General features: G+C 70.3%; 19 protein-coding genes. 7 read left to right on the forward strand and 12 right to left on the reverse strand.

Translation table 11 applies throughout. From position 1 onward, the window contains the following. Nucleotides 1–3: 3 nt before the first annotated feature. Entirely contained in the window at nt 4–729 is a 726-nt protein-coding gene (locus ACIOSY_RS06940) for a phosphotransferase (protein ID WP_400851128.1), read from the reverse strand. Nucleotides 730–971: 242 nt separating this feature from the next. Here ACIOSY_RS06940 and ACIOSY_RS06945 point away from each other — a divergent pair, with 242 nt between their 5' ends. Together ACIOSY_RS06945 and ACIOSY_RS06950 are read left to right on the forward strand one after the other, a co-directional pair. Continuing rightward, a complete protein-coding gene (locus tag ACIOSY_RS06945) occupies nt 972–1,736 on the forward strand; it encodes an SDR family NAD(P)-dependent oxidoreductase (RefSeq protein WP_400851131.1) in 765 nt (254 codons plus the stop codon). Nucleotides 1,737–1,800: 64 nt separating this feature from the next. Beyond that, entirely contained in the window at nt 1,801–2,634 is an 834-nt protein-coding gene (locus ACIOSY_RS06950) for an SDR family oxidoreductase (RefSeq protein ID WP_400851134.1), read from the forward strand. Nucleotides 2,635–2,657: 23 nt separating this feature from the next. Here ACIOSY_RS06950 and ACIOSY_RS06955 read toward each other — a convergent pair whose 3' ends face one another. The 3 genes from ACIOSY_RS06955 to ACIOSY_RS06965 form a co-directional block, all read right to left on the reverse strand. Then, on the reverse strand, nt 2,658–3,422 hold the full coding sequence (locus ACIOSY_RS06955; protein ID WP_400851137.1) for a sulfite exporter TauE/SafE family protein: 765 nt from the start codon (nt 3,420–3,422) through the stop codon (nt 2,658–2,660). Between the two features lie 6 nt (nt 3,423–3,428). After that, nucleotides 3,429–4,067, reverse strand: coding sequence for a bifunctional 4-hydroxy-2-oxoglutarate aldolase/2-dehydro-3-deoxy-phosphogluconate aldolase (locus tag ACIOSY_RS06960; protein WP_400851140.1), 639 nt, complete (start codon nt 4,065–4,067; stop codon nt 3,429–3,431). Between the two features lie 69 nt (nt 4,068–4,136). After that, nucleotides 4,137–4,688 carry a hypothetical protein gene (locus ACIOSY_RS06965; RefSeq protein ID WP_400851143.1) on the reverse strand — a complete coding sequence of 184 codons (552 nt, stop codon included), beginning with the start codon at nt 4,686–4,688 and terminating at the stop codon, nt 4,137–4,139. Between the two features lie 71 nt (nt 4,689–4,759). On the opposite strand from ACIOSY_RS06965, the gene rlmN reads away from it, so the two are divergent. Then, the gene (gene rlmN / locus ACIOSY_RS06970; RefSeq protein WP_400851146.1) at nt 4,760–6,061 is read left to right on the forward strand and encodes a 23S rRNA (adenine(2503)-C(2))-methyltransferase RlmN; all 1,302 of its coding nucleotides are present in this window, start codon (nt 4,760–4,762) and stop codon (nt 6,059–6,061) included. Here the strand turns inward: rlmN and ACIOSY_RS06975 are convergent. Further along, nucleotides 6,010–6,651 (reverse strand): NAD(P)H-dependent oxidoreductase, encoded by a 642-nt coding sequence (locus tag ACIOSY_RS06975; protein ID WP_400851149.1) that lies wholly within the window; start codon nt 6,649–6,651, stop codon nt 6,010–6,012. The genes rlmN and ACIOSY_RS06975 overlap by 52 nt on opposite strands. Before the next feature lie 64 nt (nt 6,652–6,715). On the opposite strand from ACIOSY_RS06975, the gene ACIOSY_RS06980 reads away from it, so the two are divergent. After that, entirely contained in the window at nt 6,716–7,288 is a 573-nt protein-coding gene (locus ACIOSY_RS06980) for a TetR/AcrR family transcriptional regulator (RefSeq protein ID WP_400851152.1), read from the forward strand. An 85-nt stretch (nt 7,289–7,373) separates the two neighbouring features. After that, complete coding sequence (locus ACIOSY_RS06985) at nt 7,374–8,888, forward strand: DUF4407 domain-containing protein (RefSeq protein WP_400851155.1); 1,515 nt, start codon at nt 7,374–7,376, stop codon at nt 8,886–8,888. On the opposite strand, the gene ACIOSY_RS06990 is transcribed toward ACIOSY_RS06985, so the two are convergent. Beyond that, a complete protein-coding gene (locus tag ACIOSY_RS06990) occupies nt 8,864–9,220 on the reverse strand; it encodes a hypothetical protein (protein WP_400851158.1) in 357 nt (118 codons plus the stop codon). The genes ACIOSY_RS06985 and ACIOSY_RS06990 overlap by 25 nt on opposite strands. Before the next feature lie 97 nt (nt 9,221–9,317). Between ACIOSY_RS06990 and ACIOSY_RS06995 the strand changes: the two genes are divergently transcribed. Both ACIOSY_RS06995 and ACIOSY_RS07000 read left to right on the forward strand, forming a co-directional pair. Then, nucleotides 9,318–10,754, forward strand: a complete 1,437-nt coding sequence (locus ACIOSY_RS06995) for a PLP-dependent aminotransferase family protein (protein WP_400851161.1) — start codon at nt 9,318–9,320, stop codon at nt 10,752–10,754. A gap of 69 nt (nt 10,755–10,823) precedes the next feature. After that, complete coding sequence (locus tag ACIOSY_RS07000) at nt 10,824–11,837, forward strand: aldo/keto reductase family protein (protein WP_400851164.1); 1,014 nt, start codon at nt 10,824–10,826, stop codon at nt 11,835–11,837. 195 nt (nt 11,838–12,032) lie between these two features. On the opposite strand, the gene ACIOSY_RS07005 is transcribed toward ACIOSY_RS07000, so the two are convergent. The 6 genes from ACIOSY_RS07005 to ACIOSY_RS07030 all read right to left on the reverse strand — a co-directional run bounded on the left by ACIOSY_RS07005 (nt 12,033) and on the right by ACIOSY_RS07030 (nt 17,385). Beyond that, entirely contained in the window at nt 12,033–12,542 is a 510-nt protein-coding gene (locus ACIOSY_RS07005; RefSeq protein ID WP_400851167.1) for a glycine cleavage system protein R, read from the reverse strand. A gap of 280 nt (nt 12,543–12,822) precedes the next feature. Beyond that, on the reverse strand, nt 12,823–13,881 hold the full coding sequence (locus ACIOSY_RS07010) for a PLP-dependent cysteine synthase family protein (protein ID WP_400851170.1): 1,059 nt from the start codon (nt 13,879–13,881) through the stop codon (nt 12,823–12,825). Nucleotides 13,882–13,927: 46 nt separating this feature from the next. Next, nucleotides 13,928–15,145 (reverse strand): hypothetical protein, encoded by a 1,218-nt coding sequence (locus ACIOSY_RS07015; RefSeq protein ID WP_400851173.1) that lies wholly within the window; start codon nt 15,143–15,145, stop codon nt 13,928–13,930. Further along, entirely contained in the window at nt 15,142–15,966 is an 825-nt protein-coding gene (locus ACIOSY_RS07020; protein WP_400851176.1) for a GntR family transcriptional regulator, read from the reverse strand. The genes ACIOSY_RS07015 and ACIOSY_RS07020 overlap by 4 nt, the downstream gene beginning before the upstream one ends. A gap of 1 nt (nt 15,967) precedes the next feature. Further along, nucleotides 15,968–16,372 carry a D-ribose pyranase gene (gene rbsD, locus ACIOSY_RS07025; protein WP_400851179.1) on the reverse strand — a complete coding sequence of 135 codons (405 nt, stop codon included), beginning with the start codon at nt 16,370–16,372 and terminating at the stop codon, nt 15,968–15,970. 50 nt (nt 16,373–16,422) lie between these two features. Continuing rightward, nucleotides 16,423–17,385 (reverse strand): ribokinase, encoded by a 963-nt coding sequence (locus ACIOSY_RS07030; protein WP_400851182.1) that lies wholly within the window; start codon nt 17,383–17,385, stop codon nt 16,423–16,425. Between the last annotated feature and the right edge of the window lie 33 nt (nt 17,386–17,418).

Raw genomic sequence — 17,418 nt, forward strand, 5'->3', positions numbered from 1 at the left:
CGCTCAGGTCTCGTTCCACACGCGCCGGTAGTACTCCAGCCGTTCGCGGTCGGGTTCGAGGCCGTACGCCTCGATGAGAGCATCCGACCATCCGGGTCCGTAGTTCCATTCGGTGCTCATCGCGGCGACGGCGATGTCGGCCCAGCGGTCGGCGACGCCCAGGGCGGCGAGGTCGACGTGCGCCGCCCACCGGCCGTCGTCGGTGAGCAGGGTGTTGGGCATGCAGGGGTCGCCGTGGCACACCACGAGGAGGTCGATCTCGGGTGCGGTGCGCAGATCATCGGGGATCTCGACTCCGCGCTCGGTGGCGTTCGCCAGGCGTGTCTCGACACTCCAGTCCCACGGGCACTCGGCGACCGGCAGCGTGTCGTGCAGGGCGCGCAGCCCCTCACCGACGGCGCGCACCGCCGTGGCCGGATCGTCGGACCAGTGCGGGTCGACGGCGCTGCGCCCATCGACCGCTCGCGTGACGAGCCATTCGTGCGCGGCATCCTGCCCCTGCTCGAGCACCTGCGGCACCGTGGTGAACGTGTGGGCCCAGCGCATCCGTTCGGCTTCGTCGCGCATCGACGCCTCGGGGTCGAGCGGCCCCCACTTGATGTACCGCGCGTCGTCGGTGCGGAAGGTGAGTCCGCCGATGCCGTTCAGCCAGACGGGCGCGATGGCGGCGCCGCGTGCCAGGGCTCGCACGTGCGCGGGAACCTCGATGTCCGCTGTGGGGATGCTCACCCGTTCATCATCTCGCGGCGCGGCGCGTGGCGGTTCACAACTCCTCAGAATCGCGTGCGCTCCGCGCGTGGCCTCGCGCCCTTCCGCGGGGCGGGCGCGGTCGGTGATGAGGATCTGAGGAGTTATGAACCCCGACCCCGTAGGCTCGCTCACGACACAGCCGGCCCGCGGGGATCGTGGTGAAACCAAGAACCACGTAGGCTGGAACTCAGTCGCACAACGACGTTCGAAGGAGAACAGAGATGCAGATCAGCGGACAGGGAGCCCTCATCACGGGCGGCGCCTCGGGCCTCGGACTCGCGACCGCCAGACGGCTCACCGCCGCTGGCGCTTACGTCACGATCATCGATCTTCCGACCTCGGCGGGTGCCGACATCGCGGCCGAACTCGGCGGCCTCTTCGTGCCGGCCGACGTCACCAGCGTCGACGAGGTGCAGGATGCCGTCGCCCAGGCTCAGGCCGCCGCCCCGCTGCGCGTGGTCGTGAACTGCGCCGGCATCGCCCCGCCCGCCAAGGTGCTCGACCGCGACGGCAACCCGGCGGTACTCGCCGACTTCGAGCGCATCGTGCGCATCAACCTCGTCGGCACGTTCAACGTGCTGTCGCAGGCATCCGCCGTCATCGCGAAGAACGATGTCATCGGCGACGGTGCCGACCGCGGCGTCATCGTCAACACCGCCAGCGTCGCCGCGTTCGACGGGCAGATCGGCCAGCCCGCCTACTCCGCATCGAAGGGCGGCGTGCACGCGATGACCCTTCCGGTCGCGAGGGAGCTCGCCCGCTACGGCATCCGCGTCGTCACCATCGCCCCCGGCATCATGGAGACCCCGATGCTCATGGGTCTGCCGCAGGCCGCGCAGGACTCGCTCGGTCAGCAGGTGCCGCACCCCTCGCGCCTCGGCCGCCCCGACGAGTACGCCTCGCTCGTGCAGCAGATCGTCGAGAACGACTACCTCAACGGCGAGACGATCCGTCTCGACGGCGCGATCCGCATGGCGCCGAAGTAACCCGCCCGCGACCGAAAGCGCGACCGAGGTCGTCTTTCAGACGCATCGCTTACGAAGGAGAGACATGAGCACACTCGCAGGAAAGACCATTCTGATGTCGGGCGGGAGCCGCGGCATCGGGCTCGCGATCGCCTTGCGTGCGGCCGCCGACGGCGCGAACATCGCCATGCTCGCGAAGACCGATACCCCGCATCCGAAGCTCGAGGGCACGATCCACACGGCGGCCGAGCAGATCCGTGCGGCCGGCGGGCAGGCGCTCCCGATCGTCGGCGACGTGCGCGAAGACGACGACATCACCGAGGCCGTGCTGAAGACGCAGGGCGAGTTCGGCGGCATCGACATCGTCATCAACAACGCCAGTGTCATCGACCTGTCGCGCTCGCTCGAACTCGGAGCGAAGAAGTACGACCTCATGCAGGACGTCAACGTGCGCGGCACGTTCATGCTGTCGCGGGCGGCCGTGCCGATCCTCAAGGATGCCGAGAACCCGCACATCCTGTCGCTGTCGCCGCCCCTCAACCCGACGCCGAAGTGGCTCGGGGCGCACACGGGCTACACGCTGGCGAAGTTCGGCATGACGATGGCGACGCTGGGGCTGGCGGCCGAATTCGCGCGCGACGGCATCGCCGCCAACACCCTCTGGCCGCGCACGACGATCGCGACGGCGGCGGTGCAGAACCTGCTCGGCGGAGACAAGGTCATGGCGGCGAGCCGCACGCCCGACATCTATGCGGATGCCGCGTACCAGGTGCTGCTGCAGCCCGCGAGCTCGTACACGGGGCAGACGCTCATCGTCGAGGACGTGCTCGAGGCCGCGGGCGTCACCGACTTCTCGGGCTACGCCGCGATCGCCGGGACGCCAGACAGCGCGCTGTTCCCCGACATCTTCCTCGACTGAGGCGGGGTCGGTGATAGGGCGCCTCAGAACAGCAGATACACCGCGCCGACCACGGTGAGCGCGATCACGATGCGGTCGAACAGGCGCTGATCGAGGCGCTTCGCGACGGCGAGGCCGACGAGTGCGCCGACGACGACGAGCGGCGCGAGAGCGGCATCCATGAGCAGCACGGGGCCCTCGAAGAGTCCGAGTCCGGCGAGGAACGGGATCTTGACGAGGTTGATGATCGCGAAGAACCAGGCGGATGTTCCGAGGAACACCTGCACCGGGGTGCGCGTCGCGAGGAAGTACATCGACATCACGGGGCCGCCGGCGTTCGCGACCATCGTCGTGAACCCGCCGAGCGTGCCGTAGGTTCCCGCGAGCAGGATGCCGCCGGGCGGGGGAGCCGCGGCATCCGTCCCGCTCCGTCGCGCCCTGTTCTGCCGTGCCCGCCGCCACAGCGTCACCGCGATCATGACGAGCAGGATCACACCGATCGCCCGGCGCACCACCCCATCACCCGTGAGGGCGAGGAACGCGAAGCCCGCGAGCAGGCCAGCGATGACGGCGGGTGCGAGACGCAGCAGCGTCGGCCAGTGCGCGTGCCGACGGTAGGCGATCAGCGCGAACACGTCGCCGACGATGAGCAGGAGCAGCATCGCGGCGGTCGAGGTGCGCGCCGGCAGCACGGTCGCGAACAGGGCGATGGCGAGGATGCTGCCACCCGGAAGCGCCGTCTTCGAGATGCCGATCGTGATCGCGGCCAGCCCGAGCGCCACCCACGCCCACGGCTCGAGCGCGATCACCGGGGGTCAGCCGCGAACAGCGGCGAGGGCTGCGGCGAAGCGTGCGGAGCGCTGCTCGATGTCGGCCCAGTCCTGCGCCTTGAGCGAGGCGCCGTTGGCGAGGTCTCCGCCGGCGCCGACCGCGACCGCACCGGCGGCGAACCAGGCGGCGAGGTTGTCGGGGCTGACGCCCCCGGTGGGCATGAGGGGAGCGTCGGGGAACGGGCCGCGCAGCGCGCCGAGGTACGCGGGGCCGCCGAGCGAGGCGGGGAAGATCTTCACGACGTCGACGCCGAGCGCGAGCGCACCCATGACCTCGGTCGGGGTCATGGCTCCGGTCATGACGACGCGGTCGGTGTCGAGCATCGCGCGGGTGAGGTCGGGGAGGGTGCCAGGGCTCACGAGGAACTCGGCGCCCGCGTCGGCGGCGAGCGTCGCCTGCTCGGGGGTGGTGACGGTGCCGGCGCCGATGTAGGCGGCGTCGCCGTGGCGGGCGATCAGTTCGCGGATGACGGCGGGAGCGTCGGGGGTCGAGAACGTGACCTCGATACCGGTCACACCACCGCGGATGATGGCCTCGGATGCCTCGAGGGCGAGCTCGGGGGAGGAGGCGCGGAGAACGGCGAGCACTCCGGTGGCGCGGGCGCGGGTGAGACGGTCGGACATCATGCTCCTAGCGGTGGGGGTGGTTCCATTCTCCCTGACCGCAACTTGTCATTACAAGCCGGGTCGTGTTCAGCGCCAGGCGTCGATGAGGTCTTTCGTCTCCTTGAGCCCGAATCCGGTGTGCTGGCGCAGCAGCTTGATCGCGACGATCGGCTGGTTCGATGCGACGAGGCGATCGATCTCCACGGCGACGTTCACCGGCAGCGTGGCGCGGATCGAGGCCGGGGTCGCGGTCGCCGGGGTGATCGACGACGTGGCTGCCGAGGCGTTCGAGACGGCGGCCAGGTGCGGGGCGGTGGTGCTCACGGACCAGTGGTCGATGCGGTCCTTGGCGCCCTTGAGGCTGAGGCCCGTGTGCTCCCGCAGCAGCTTGATGGCGTGGATCTTCTGGCCCGCGCCGACCAGGCGGTCGATCTCGGCGGTCAGCTGCGGGGTGAGGCCGGTCGCCGTCGTCGGCGATGCCGAGGTGGGCGTCGTGCGCGACACCGCGACGCTCGGCGTGTACACCTGCGCCTCGGGAGCCTTCGGGCGCATCCCGCGGAATGCCGCGGTCAGGATCATCACCACGACGATCGCAGCGACGACGATTCCGACGATCCAGGCGACTCCGATGATGTCCATGGGCTCAGTCTAGGGAGCGGCTCCGCCTCGCCCCAGGCCCTTCCCATCCGCTCCCCGGTACCCTGGAAGGTATGACCGAGACTCCCCGCACGCGCGAGACGCGCCCCGCAGCATCCGCGTCCGCCCCGCAGGGGAAGCCGGCGCAGGGCAAGGTCCGCGCCACGGGCGCCGCACAGGTGCGCCCGGCGACCGAGGGTTGGACCCAGCAGAAGGATGCCGAGGGGCGCCCGCTGCTGCAGTTCGCGAGCCCCAAGCGCGGCAAGCCGCCCGTGCACCTCGCCGACCTGACACCCGACGAGCGCGTCGCGAAGGTGAAGGAGCTGGGTATGCCCGGCTTCCGTGCCAAGCAGCTGTCGACGCACTACTTCCGTCACTACACGTCCGACCCCGAGCAGATGACCGATCTCCCGGCCGACACCAGGGAGCAGCTCGTCGCGGGCATGCTGCCGCCGCTGCTCACCGAGGTGCGCCGCCTCGAGACCGACCGTGGCGACACGATCAAGTTCCTGTGGCGTCTGCACGACGGCGCGCTCGTCGAGTCGGTGCTCATGCGCTACCCCGGACGCATCACGCTGTGCGTGTCGAGCCAGGCCGGCTGCGGCATGAACTGCCCGTTCTGCGCCACCGGGCAGGCGGGACTGACCCGCAACATGTCGACCGCCGAGATCATCGAGCAGATCGTGCGCGCCAACCGCCTCATCGCCGAGGGTGGCCTCGGCGGCAAGAAGGCCGACGATCACAGCATGGAGCGCGTCTCGAACATCGTCTTCATGGGCATGGGAGAGCCGCTCGCCAACTACAAGCGGGTCATGGATGCCGTGCGCTCGATGGTCGCCCCGCAGCCCGAGGGTCTCGGCATGAGCGCCCGCGGCATCACCGTCTCGACCGTGGGCCTGGTGCCCGCGATCAAGAAGCTCGCCGATGAGGGCATCCCGGTGACCTTCGCACTGTCGCTGCACGCGCCCGACGACCACCTGCGCGACGAGCTCATCCCGGTGAACTCCCGCTGGAAGGTCGACGAGGCTCTCGACGCCGCCTACAACTACTACGAGAAGACCGGTCGCCGCGTCTCGATCGAGTACGCACTGATCAAGGACATGAACGACCACGCCTGGCGCGCCGATCTTCTCGCCGAGAAGCTCAACCAGCGCGGTCGCGGCTGGGTGCACGTGAACCCGATTCCGCTGAACCCGACGCCCGGCTCGATCTGGACCTCGTCCGACAAGGACGTGACCGACGAGTTCGTGCGTCGCCTCAACGACGCCGGCATTCCGACGACCCTCCGCGACACCCGCGGCAAGGAGATCGACGGCGCCTGCGGTCAGCTCGTCGCCACGACCGAAGACGAGGCCGCGTCCGCGGCGATGGTCTGAGCGCTCGCGGCCGAGCGGTCTGCGCCGTCACGACGCCCGTCTGAGGCGCCCAGGCTCTCGGCGCGGTCGAGCCAGCGGGTGATCTGCGCGTCATCGGCGTTCTTGACGCCGAGCATGCGGTGCGTGCGCACCGAGCGGACGCCGCAGAACTTCATCGTGTTGCGCACGACCTGACGCTGCGCCGGGAGTCCGGTGAACGGTGCCGCGTACCAGGGGGTGTCGGCGAGGAGCAGCAGGCGCCCCTGCCGGGCGGGGAGCAACCCGACCGGGAGGCCCTGCTTCGAGTAGCGGTACTCCTGCTGCGGCAGCAGGGCGCGGTCGAAGAATCCCTTGAGCAGCGCCGGCACCGAGCCCCACCACAGCGGCGTCGCGACGATGATCGTCTGCGCCTCGGCGAGGGCCTGCTTCGCATCGACCAGGTCGGGCTCCAGGGTCATGCGCTTGCGGTAACCGAACCGCATGTGGGGATCGAACTCGAGGTCGCGCAGGGCGAGCACCCGGGTGTCGCCGTGGCCTGCGGCGTATCGCTGGGCGAGGGCGGCGGTGAGGGATTCGGCGTGCGGGTGGCCGTCGATCACGAGAGCGGTCATGGCTGTTCCTATCTTGACACTGTCCATTAGGTGGGCACTGTCAAGATAAGAGAGAATGTTGCTCATGTCAAGTTCCAAGACGGGGTATCACCACGGCGACCTCCCGCGCGCCCTGGAAGACGCCGCGATGCAGCTGCTCGAGCGGATGCCGGCCGCCGACATCAGCCTGCGCGAGGTCGCCCGCGCGGCCAACGTCAGCCACAACGCGCCCTATCATCACTTCTCCGACCGCCTCGGCCTGCTCAAGGCGATCGCCGAACGCAGCATGGCCGACCTCCTCGCGCAGGTGAGCGCTGCCGTGGCGGATGCCGACACCCCGCGGGCCGCGCTCATCGAGGGCGGCTCCGCCTACGTGCGCTTCGCGGTCGAGCATCCGCACGCCTTCGACGCCGTCTACGACCCCACGGTCTGCGTTCCCGGATCGCCCACGGCCACCATGGCACCGCTCATCGACGGCCTCGAGGGGGCGCTCGCCGCGGCTGCCGCTTCGGCCGGCCTCGACCGACCGACCGATGTCGTGGCGCTGTGGGGACTGATCCACGGACTCGGCACCCTCGCCGCCGCCGGGCACTTCCCCCTCGACGACGCCCTCGCCGCGTACGTCGCATCGCTCGACCGGCTGCTCGCCTCGGTCTGAGCATCCGCTCGGGCGATCCGAACCTGGGAAGCCGTCAAAGGACTCTTCCACTCGATGCACAGGCGGGGTTTCGTAGCATTCTCGGATGCCCTATTCCGCCCACCGACCGGGTCGCTTCGACTCGCAGGGTCGGATCATCGTGGACGGCGACCCGAACGCCACCACCGATGACCTCGACTTCCTGCGCGAGTACGAGCCCACAGGATCCGAGTCCGAGCCGTTCATCGGCGTCACGAGCACGCGCCCCGCGGTGCCCGACACGACTGCCGAACCGGTCTCGGAGCCGGATGCCTCCGCCGACGCCGCACCGCCCGTGAAGCCGCCGCGCGAGCCGCGCGTGCGCAAGCCCCGCCGGCCCCGCGCCCCGCGCACGCCCGGCTCGCGCCTGCGGCAGCTCGCCATCCTCGGCGGCGCGGAGGGCGAGATCCTCGACCGCGTGCCCGGCGAGACGCCCCGCTTCGTGCAGATGTTCTTCGTGCTCGCCGGCACCGCACTGGTCTCGGCGATCTCGATGCTGTTCGCGCTGACCACCGGTGTGCAGGCCGCGATCTGGTTGGCCGTGCCGCTCGCGCTCGTATGGGCGCTCATCATCTTCAACCTCGACCGGTTCCTCACCTCGACCATGGCGTCGACCAAGAACGTGTGGCGGCTCATCGGCCTCGCGATCCCGCGTGTGATCATGGCCGCGATCATCGGCTTCGTCGTCGCCGAACCGCTCGTGCTGCAGATCTTCCACAACGACATCGCCCGCGAGGTCGCCGCGACCAACATCACGCAGTCGCAGTCCGACCAGGAGGCGCTCGAGTCCGGTCCCGAGAAGATCGCGCTCGACGCCGCCACCGCCAAGGTCGCCGAACTCGAGAACCAGGCCGCGACCGGCATCGTGGCAGGAACCGATTCGGCCTCGGCATCCGAATCCGCCGCGCAGTCGACGGTCGACGACCTCACCGCCAAGCTCGCCGAGCAGCAGGGCGTCATCGATCAGGCGCGCATCCTCTACCAGTGCGAGCTCACGGGTGAGGGCGCCGGAACCGTGCCCGGCTGCACCGGCGTGAACGGCGAGGGCGCGAGCTCCGACGCCGCCGAGGCGCAGCTCGCGCAGGCTCAGCAGACGTACGACGGCCTCGCCGAGCAGCTGCGCGTCGCGAACGAAGAGCTCGCCGCCGCCGGCACCGCCGCCAAGGCGAACACCTCGACGTCCGAGACCCAGAACCGCCAGCTCGCGCAGGACCAGCTGCCGTCGGCCCGTACCAGCTACGACCAGGCGCTCGCCGCGTACAACGCGCGGGCGGATGCCGTGGCCCAGGGCAACGCGGGAGCCACCGGTCTGCTCAGCCAGATCAGCGGGCTGAACCGGCTCAGCGAGAAGGAGCCGACGATCCTGTGGGCGCACATCCTCATCGCCGCGCTGTTCTTCATGATCGAGCTGCTCCCCGTGCTGGTGAAGGTGCTCACGAGCTACGGCGAGCCGAGCCTGTACGAGAAGGCCGCGGCGATCCGCAAGCAGGTGGCGCTCGACCGGGTGACCGCCGAGGGCTTCCGCGACCGCGCGGCGATCGTGACGGCGCCGGCGTCTCAGGTGGCGACTCCGGCGAGCTGAGTCTGCGGCATCCGTTCGTGGCGGGTGCGCGGGTGCGTTCCTGCCGCACCCGCGCTCGCCGCACGCATGTCGACGAGCTCGCGGACTGTGGTCGCCCCGAGAGCGGGCGACGTGCGTGCTGCCTCGACCAGCGATCGGATGAGCGCCACGGTCGAGGGGGCGCTTCGCCAGACCGACCCGGTCGCCGCCGCCTCGATGAGGGCGAGCGGATGCTGCAGCGCCGCCTCGTGCTGACGAGCGTCGTCGGCGAGCCATTCGATGAGCTCGTTGATGGTCCAATCGGGACTGATTGGCCCATATGTTGTGCGTTCGGTGGCGAATGGCGTGTCCATTGGTCCAGACTCGGTTCTCATGGGCGTCGAAGACAGTGCCAATGTGCGACCAGTGGACCAGCGATCGGGCAGTGGGCCGATCACCGGTGGTGCATCCGTGACGTTGGTGCGCGCGGGCGAAGTCTCGTCGGAGGGGCTCTCGGCGCGACTCGGTCGCTGGACCCACGGAGACGGCACGCTCGCGGCCCGACTGTCGCGGGGGATCGCCGACCTGATCGCCGACGGTGAGCTGCGCCCGGGCGACCGTCTGCCGGCCGAGCGCGCGCTCGCTGCTGCGAGCATGGTCTCGCGGGGCACTGTCGTGTCGGCCTATGCAGACCTCGCCGAGAACGGGCTGGTCGAACGGCGGCAGGGGAGCGGCACGCGCATCGCCGGAGTAGGGGCTCCGGTCGCCTCGCGTCAACGGCCGGGTCGGGGTGAAGCGCTGTTCTCAGCGCTTCCCAACGCGATCGATCTGCTGCGCACGGTTCCGCAGATCCCCGCGCTCGCGATGCAGCTGATCCGCGACCATCAACCGCGACTCGACCTCGCGCTGCTGCCCGAGACCGATCCCGCCGGGCTCCCCGTGCTGCGCGAGCTGATCGCCGACATGTACCGGGCGGAGGGCACGCCCACGACGCCCGAGCAGATCCTCGTGACGCACGGCGCGCAGCAAGCGATCAGCCTGGTCGTGAACGCCCTCGTCGAGCCGGGCGACGTGGTGCTCGCCGAAGAGGTCACCTGGCCGGGCGTGACCGACTCGGTGGGGCTGCGGGGCGGATCGGTGCACGGCATCCCGATGGGTCCCGACGGGCTCGACGTCGACGCGCTCGAGGTGGCGATCGCGCGGCTGCGACCGGCGCTGATCGCTGTGAACCCGCACCACCAGAATCCGACGGGTACGCGCCTTCCCGCCGCGGCCCGTCATCGGGTCGCCGAACTCGCTGCGCAGTACGGGGTTCCCGTGATCGAGGATCGCGTGGTCGCGGGCATCTCGTTCGACGGCGTCGTGCCGCCGTCGCTCGCGGCCGAGCGCCCCGATGCTCCGGTGATCGTGGTCGAGTCCGTCTCGAAGTGGGCATGGGCGGGCCTGCGGATTGGCTGGTTGCGCGCCGACCCCGTGCTCGTGCGCCGCCTTCGTGGGGCGCGGCAGCTCGCCGACCAGTCGACGAGCGTTCCCGCGCAGCTCATCGCGCTCGACCTCATCGCTCGCGCCGACGACCTGCGTCGCGAGAACAGCCGTGTGCACCAGCAGAGACTCCGGCTGCTCGAACGGTTGATGGCCGAGCACCTGCCCGAGTGGACGTACGACACGCCTCGCGGTGGCCTCTCGCTGTGGGCGGCGCTGCCGACGGGATCGGCCGCCGTCTTCGCCCGAGTCGCCGCGACGCATGGTGTCTCGATCGCGGGGAGCGCTGCGTTCGCGGCATCCGTCTCCCCTGACGACCACATCCGCATTCCCTACACGGCGACCGACGACATGCTCGCCGAGGGGGTGCGCCGGCTCGGCGCCGCCTGGACGGAGTACCGCAGGGAAGGCCTCTCGGCCGTCTGAGGCGGGGCGACCCGAGACCGGTCACGGAATCCGACCCCCGGTGTCCGTGACCGGCGCTAGCGTGGAAGCATGGTCAACTATCGCTACCTCGGCAACAGCGGTCTCAAGGTCTCTGAGATCACCTACGGCAACTGGGTCACCCACGCCTCGCAGGTCGGAGACGACGCCGCCGTCAAAACCGTGCACGCCGCCCTCGACGCCGGCATCACCACCTTCGACACCGCCGACACCTACGCCAACACGGCCGCAGAGGTCGTGCTCGGCAAGGCGCTCGAAGGTCAGCGCCGTGAGGGCCTCGAGATCTTCACCAAGGTCTATTTTCCGACCGGCCCAAAGGGCGCGAACGACACCGGCCTGAGCCGCAAGCACATCCTCGAGTCGATCAACGGCTCGCTGCAGCGACTCGGCACCGACTACGTCGACCTGTACCAGGCGCACCGCTTCGACTACGAGACGCCCCTCGAAGAGACCTTCCAGGCCTTCGCCGACGTCGTCCGCCAGGGCAAGGCGCTCTACATCGGCGTCTCGGAGTGGACCGCCGAGCAGCTGCGCGAGGGCCACGCGCTCGCGAAGCAGCTCGGCATCCAGCTCATCTCGAACCAGCCCCAGTACTCCATGCTGTGGCGCGTCATCGAGGGCAAGGTCGTTCCGGCGTCCGAAGAACTCGGCATCTCGCAGATCGTCTGGTCGCCGATGGCGCAGGGCGTGCTCAGCGGCAAGTACCTCCCCGGCCAGCCGGTGCCCGAGGGCTCGCGTGCGACCGACCCGCACAGCGGCGCCGACTTCATCAAGAGCTTCCTGCAAGACGACATCCTCACGGCCGTGCAGCGCCTGAAGCCGATCGCCGCCGATGCCGGCCTCTCCATGCCGCAGCTCGCCATCGCGTGGGTGCTGCAGAACCCGAACATCGCCGCGGCGCTGGTCGGAGCATCCCGTCCCGAGCAGCTCGCCGAGACTGTCAAGGCCTCGGGTGTGAAGCTCGACGCCGACACGATGACCGCGATCGACGAAGCCCTCGGCGGGGCGGTCAACCGCGACGCCGAGCACACGTACTCGGTGAGCCCGAAGACGCGTCTGGTCTGAGGCGCGGTCTTCTGCACGAAGCCCCCTGTCGCGTGATGCGGCAGGGGGCTCTTCTGTGTGCGGGGGCGGTGCGGGGGCTCGGTGTGTGGATGAGTCGGCGTGCTTCCTCGTTCGGGAGGAGATCCTCATTCGGGAGGATCGATCCGGGGGATTCGTCCTCCCCTCTGCGGATCTCCTCCCGAATGCCGCCGGCCCCTAGGCGAGGGTGATGTCGACCTGGATCTCGGCGGCCAGCTTCTCGAGGTCGGTGCGCAGTGCATCGAGATCGGCGGATGCCGGAACCGTCGCCGTGACCGTCGACTCGAACAGGCGTCCTCCGGCCATCGCGGCGTCGCGGGTCTCGGTCGCCATGCCGGTGATGCTGAGGGCGTGGGCGCTGAGCACACCCGAGATCTCGTGCACGATGCCGGCGCGGTCGTTGCCCAGCACCGAGAGAGAGATCGAGTTCGCGTCGGGGCGGGGCGCAGCATCCGATCCGGTGTGGATCGTGACCGTGAGCAGGCCCGTGAGCGCGCGCAGCGCGGCCTGCAGCTCGGCGACCCGGTCGGCGGCGACCGAGACCTCGATGACACCGGCGAAGGTGCCGGCGAGTTCGGAGAGGCGGCTGTTCTCCCAGTTGCCTCCGTGCGCGTCGACGGCATCGGCGACAGCGGCGACCAGGCCGGGGCGATCAGCGCCCGCGACGGTGAGGATCAGAGTAGTCATGCGGCCAGCGTAGCCCGCAGTGCTCTGCACGGCCGGGCGCGGGCCCAACTCAGGAAGAACGGATGCCGCGGCCCCCGAAACCGGCCGAATCGGCCGCTCTCGGCCGGTTTGTCCTGAGTTGTGGACAGGGTGCCGGGGTGTGCGCCTGCATAACTCCTCAAGAACGACCGATTCGGGCGCGAAACAGAGCGCTACGGCGTGATCGGGGCCGGATTTGAGGAGTTATGAACGGCGAGGCGAGGAGACGCGGGCCCTTCGACAGGCTCAGGAACCGACCGGGCTACTCGACCCAGAGGCCGGTCTCGAGGAACCCGTCGAGGCGGGCGCGGTGCGGGGCGAGGTCCCACCCCTGCTGCGCCACCCAGTCGTCGGAGTAGTACGTGCCGGCGTAGCGCACGCCGCTGTCGCAGATGAGCGTCACGACGCTGCCGGTCTCGCCGGCCGCGCGCATGCGGGCGATCAGCTGGAACGCCCCGTACAGGTTGGTGCCGGTCGACCCGCCCGCCCAGTGCAGCGTGCGCTCGCGCAGCATCCGGATCGCGGCGATCGACCCGGCGTCGGGCACCCGGATCATCTCGTCGATCACACTCGGCACGAACGACGGCTCGACGCGGGGGCGGCCGATGCCCTCGATGCGGCTCGGGCGCCCGGCCGGGGCATCCGGTGTTCCCGCCCATCCGTCGTAGAACGCCGAACCTTCGGGGTCGACGACCGCGATCTGCGTCTCGTGGCGGCGGTAGCGCACGTAGCGGCCGAACGTGGCGCTGGTGCCACCGGTGCCCGCGCCGACGACGATCCAGCGGGGGATCGGATGCCTCTCCTGGGCGAGCTGGCTGAACACGCTCTCGGCGATGTTGTTGTTGCCGCGCCAGTCGGTCGCGCGCTCGGCGAACGTGAACTGGTCGAGGTAGTGGCCGTGGCAGTCGCCGGCGAGGCGTCGGGCTTCGGGCGACATGTCTTCGGCGCGGTCGACGAAGTGGCAGGTGCCGCCGTAGAACTCGATGAGGTCGATCTTCTCCTGCACCGTCGAGCGCGGCACGACCGTGACGAACGGCAGCCCGAGCATCCGCGCGAAGTACGCCTCGGAGACGGCCGTCGATCCGCTCGACGACTCGACCAGCGTCGTGTCGCCGCGGATGTGCCCGTTGACGAGTCCGTAGAGGATCAGCGAGCGGGCGAGGCGGTGCTTGAGGGAGCCGGTCGGATGCACCGACTCGTCTTTCAGGTAGAGATCGATGCCCCACTCCGCCGGAAGCGGGAAGACGTGCAGATGGGTGTCGGCACTGCGGTTGGCGTCGGCCTCCAGCAGGGCGATCGCGTTGCTGGTCCAGGAGTCCACGGTTCGAGCGTACCCGGGGGCCACCGACCCCCGTCACCCGTCACGGTCACTCGGTCGTGTAACCGCCCTCGCCGGTGTCTCCGTCGTAGGTGAAGGTGCGATCGGAGAGCTTGATCGACACGCTCGTGCCGAGGGGTTCTCCGGCGAGCAGCCGCCGCTCGAGCTCGTCGGCCCGCTCGAGGTAGTCGGAGGTGTCGCCGCCGAACGAGGCCGCGAGCTTCATGTCGGTCATCAGGTAGAAGTACGCGGCCAGCGCGGTCTTGTTGAACTCGGTCTCAGGAAGCTTCGTCCACAGCGATCCGTCGTCGCGAGCCGCCTTGTACTCTTCGATCTTGCCCTGCAGGGTCGATTCGACCGAGTCGCCACCGAAGGGGTTGTCGTTCGAGTCGTCGGGCGCGGTCGTCTCCTCGGGCTCGTCCTGCGAGGGGGCGCTGGGCGCACTCGACGGGACAGGGGCGATGGTCTCGGGGCGGTTGCTCTGCGCGAGGAAGAACCCGACCGCCACGACCAGCACCAGCCCGATCAGGACGGCGCCGGCGATGATGCCGATGGTCAGTCCGGCGCGCGACCGGCGCGGGGCCGGCGGCATGGGGTAGCCGGTACCAGTGCCGCCGGGCTGCGGGTAGCCGCCGGGTTGCGGGTACGCACCGGGTTCGGGGTACGCGCCGGGTTCAGGGTACGCGCCGGGTTGGGGGTAGCCCGGGGTCGACGGTGCGGAGGCGGATGCCGGATACGACGGTGCCGCCGGGTACGAGGGGGCCGCCTGGTACGACGGAGACGCCTCGTGCGGAGCGGACGCCTCGTACGGAGCCGATGCCTGGTGCGGCGCGGATGCCTGGTAGGGCGCCGATCCTTCGTACGGCGCCGACGCCTGGTACGGAGCCGATGCCTGGTGCGGGGGCGCGGCCTGGTACGCGGCCGGGGGTTGCTGCGGTGCCGCCGCCGGAGGGGCGGGATACGCGGGCGGTGCCGGAGGCGCCTGGTAGGCGGCCGACGGGCGGTAGTCGGCGACCGGCTGATAGGCGGCGGGCGGCTGGTACTGTGCCGGCCGGTATCCCGGAGGCAGCGGTGCGCCCGCGGGGAGCGTCTGCTCGGCCGCCGACGAGCCGACGGGCGGCGCGAGGTGCGGCGTCGCCGGGCTCGGCGGCGCGTCGGGGGCAGGGGGCGCGGGGGCGACCACCTGCTCCTCGGGCACGTTCGCGGCGGGTGCGATCCCGCCGGACTCGTCGGTACCGGAGGTGATGTCGTCGTGGCCCGTGCTCATGGTGTAACTCGCTTGCTGCCGGCGAGGGTGATGCCCGCGCGGCCGTCGATGTGCAGGAGGGATGCTTGGGACTGCTCCTGCTGCAGTTGGAATTCGAAGCGTGAACGGTCGCCACGATGGTACGCGACGAAGTACTCGATGGGGGTGCCGTCGTCGGTGCGGCTCACGCTGCGCAGACGCAGCAGGGCGGACCCGGCGCTCACACCGAGGTGCTGCGCCTGCTCATGCGTCGCGACCGTCGCCTCGGCCGAGCGCACTCCGTGTGTCGCGATGATGTCGTTGTCGGCGAGCAACCGGTAGAGCGATGCTTCGGACAGGTCGACGCCGAGGGTGACGCTGCCGACGGCATCCGGCATCCACGTCGTCGACAGCGACCAGGGCTCCTCGTCGACGTGCCGCAGGCGTTCGAGAACGACGACCGGCGCTCCGACCGGGATGTCGAGGGCCAGCGCGATCTCTTCATCGGCGACCGTGCGCTCGTGGCGCAGCACGTCGCTGTGCACGTGACCGCCGCGGCGCTCGACGTCGTCGTACAGGCCGACGAGCGTGTGCACCAGGCTCTCGCTCGTGCGGGGGCGGGAGACGAACGTGCCCTTGCCCTTGACGCGTTCGACGAGTCCCTCGTGCTCGAGCTGCGCGAGCGCCTGCCGCACGACGGTGCGCGAGACGCCGTAGCGCTCGCAGAGTCCGTGCTCTCCGGGGAGCGGATCGCCCGGCTGCAGCCCCTCGCGGGCGATGCCGTCGATGATCAGCTGGCGCAGCTGGTCGTACATCGGCGCCGCGGAGTGGCGGTCGATCGCATCGGGGAGCACGGCGGACATGTTAGTACGCCACTCCCGCATGGAGGATGACGTTGGCGTACGGGGTGAACTCGCCCGACCGCACGAACGCGCGCGCTCCGTGCGTGAGCTTCTTGAACTCGACGTGCGGCACGAGCTCGATATCGAAGCCCATGCCGGCGAAGCGCTCACGCAGCGCCTCGAGCACCTCGGGACTCTTCTCGGCGACCTCGGCCGAGACCGTCGCGCCCTCGACGACGAGCTCGGCGAGCACCGTGTCGAGCACGTCGAGGAACGCCGGTGCGCCGGGCCGGTAGGCGAGGTCGATGCGCTCGGATGCCGGAGGGATCGGCAGGCCTGCATCCGTGACGACGATCAGGTCGGTGTGCCCCGTCTCGCTGATCACGCGCGAGAGGGCGGGATTGATGGTGGTCGACGTCTTGCGCATGAGGGCTCCGGTCTCTCGATGGACGGCTCGGTGGGCGAGTCGGTTCGCGGTCAGCTCGCGGGCAGTGCGGCTTCGCGCCGGGCGAGGAAGTCGTCGACCTCGGCGCGCAGCGGCAGGCTCGGCGACGCACCCTGCTTGGTCACGGTCAGTGCTCCGGCGGCGGTCGCCAGGCGCACGGCGTCGGCGAGCGACAGGCCGTTCGCGAGGGCCGCGCCGAGATAGCCGGCGTAGGCGTCGCCGGCGGCGGTGGTGTCGACGGCCTCGACGGGGAACGGGGGGATGACGGATGCTCCGTCGGCGGTGACCACGCACGAGCCCTGGCCGGCGAGCGTGATGACGGCCGCGCCGACGCCCTGGGCGAGGAACCAGCGACCGGCGAGTTCGGCGGATGCGGCATCCGTCACCTCGATGCCGCTGATCAGCGTCGCCTCGGTCTCGTTCGGGGTGACGATGTCGATGTTCCCCCACACCTCGGGGGGAAGGGGTGCGGCGGGCGCGGGATCGAGGATCACGGTCATGCCGTGCTCGCGGCCGCGCGCGGTGATGTGGGCGGTGAGCGCCGACGGCGTCTCGAGCTGGGTGAGCAGCACCGACGTCGTGGGGGCGAGTGCGGCGAGGGCCGCATCGATCTGCTCGGTGCTGAGCGCCGCGTTGGCGAGCGGCACCATGACGATGTCGTTCTGTGCCGAGGCGTCGACGCGGATGTGCGCGATGCCGGTCGGGCCGGGCACGGTGCGCAGGTGCGCGAGATCGACGCCGGCTTCGCTGAGCCCCGCGATGACGAGGTCGTGGAAGAGGTCGTCGCCGACGCAGCCGACGAAGCTGGTGCGGGCGCCCGAGCGGCCGGCCGCGACCGCCTGGTTCGCTCCCTTGCCGCCGAGCATCAGGGTGAACTGATCGCCGAGGATCGTCTCGCCGCGTGCGGGGAGCCGCTGCGAGAAGGTGGTCACATCGGCGGTGACGCTGCCGACGATGACGACGCCGGTACGGTCTGCGGGCTGTTCGAGGGGCATGTCACTCCTGGTCGTCGTCGACGGCGGTGTACG

This window comes from Microbacterium sp. NPDC087665, assembly GCF_044743285.1.
Classification (GTDB): Bacteria; Actinomycetota; Actinomycetes; order Actinomycetales; family Microbacteriaceae; genus Microbacterium.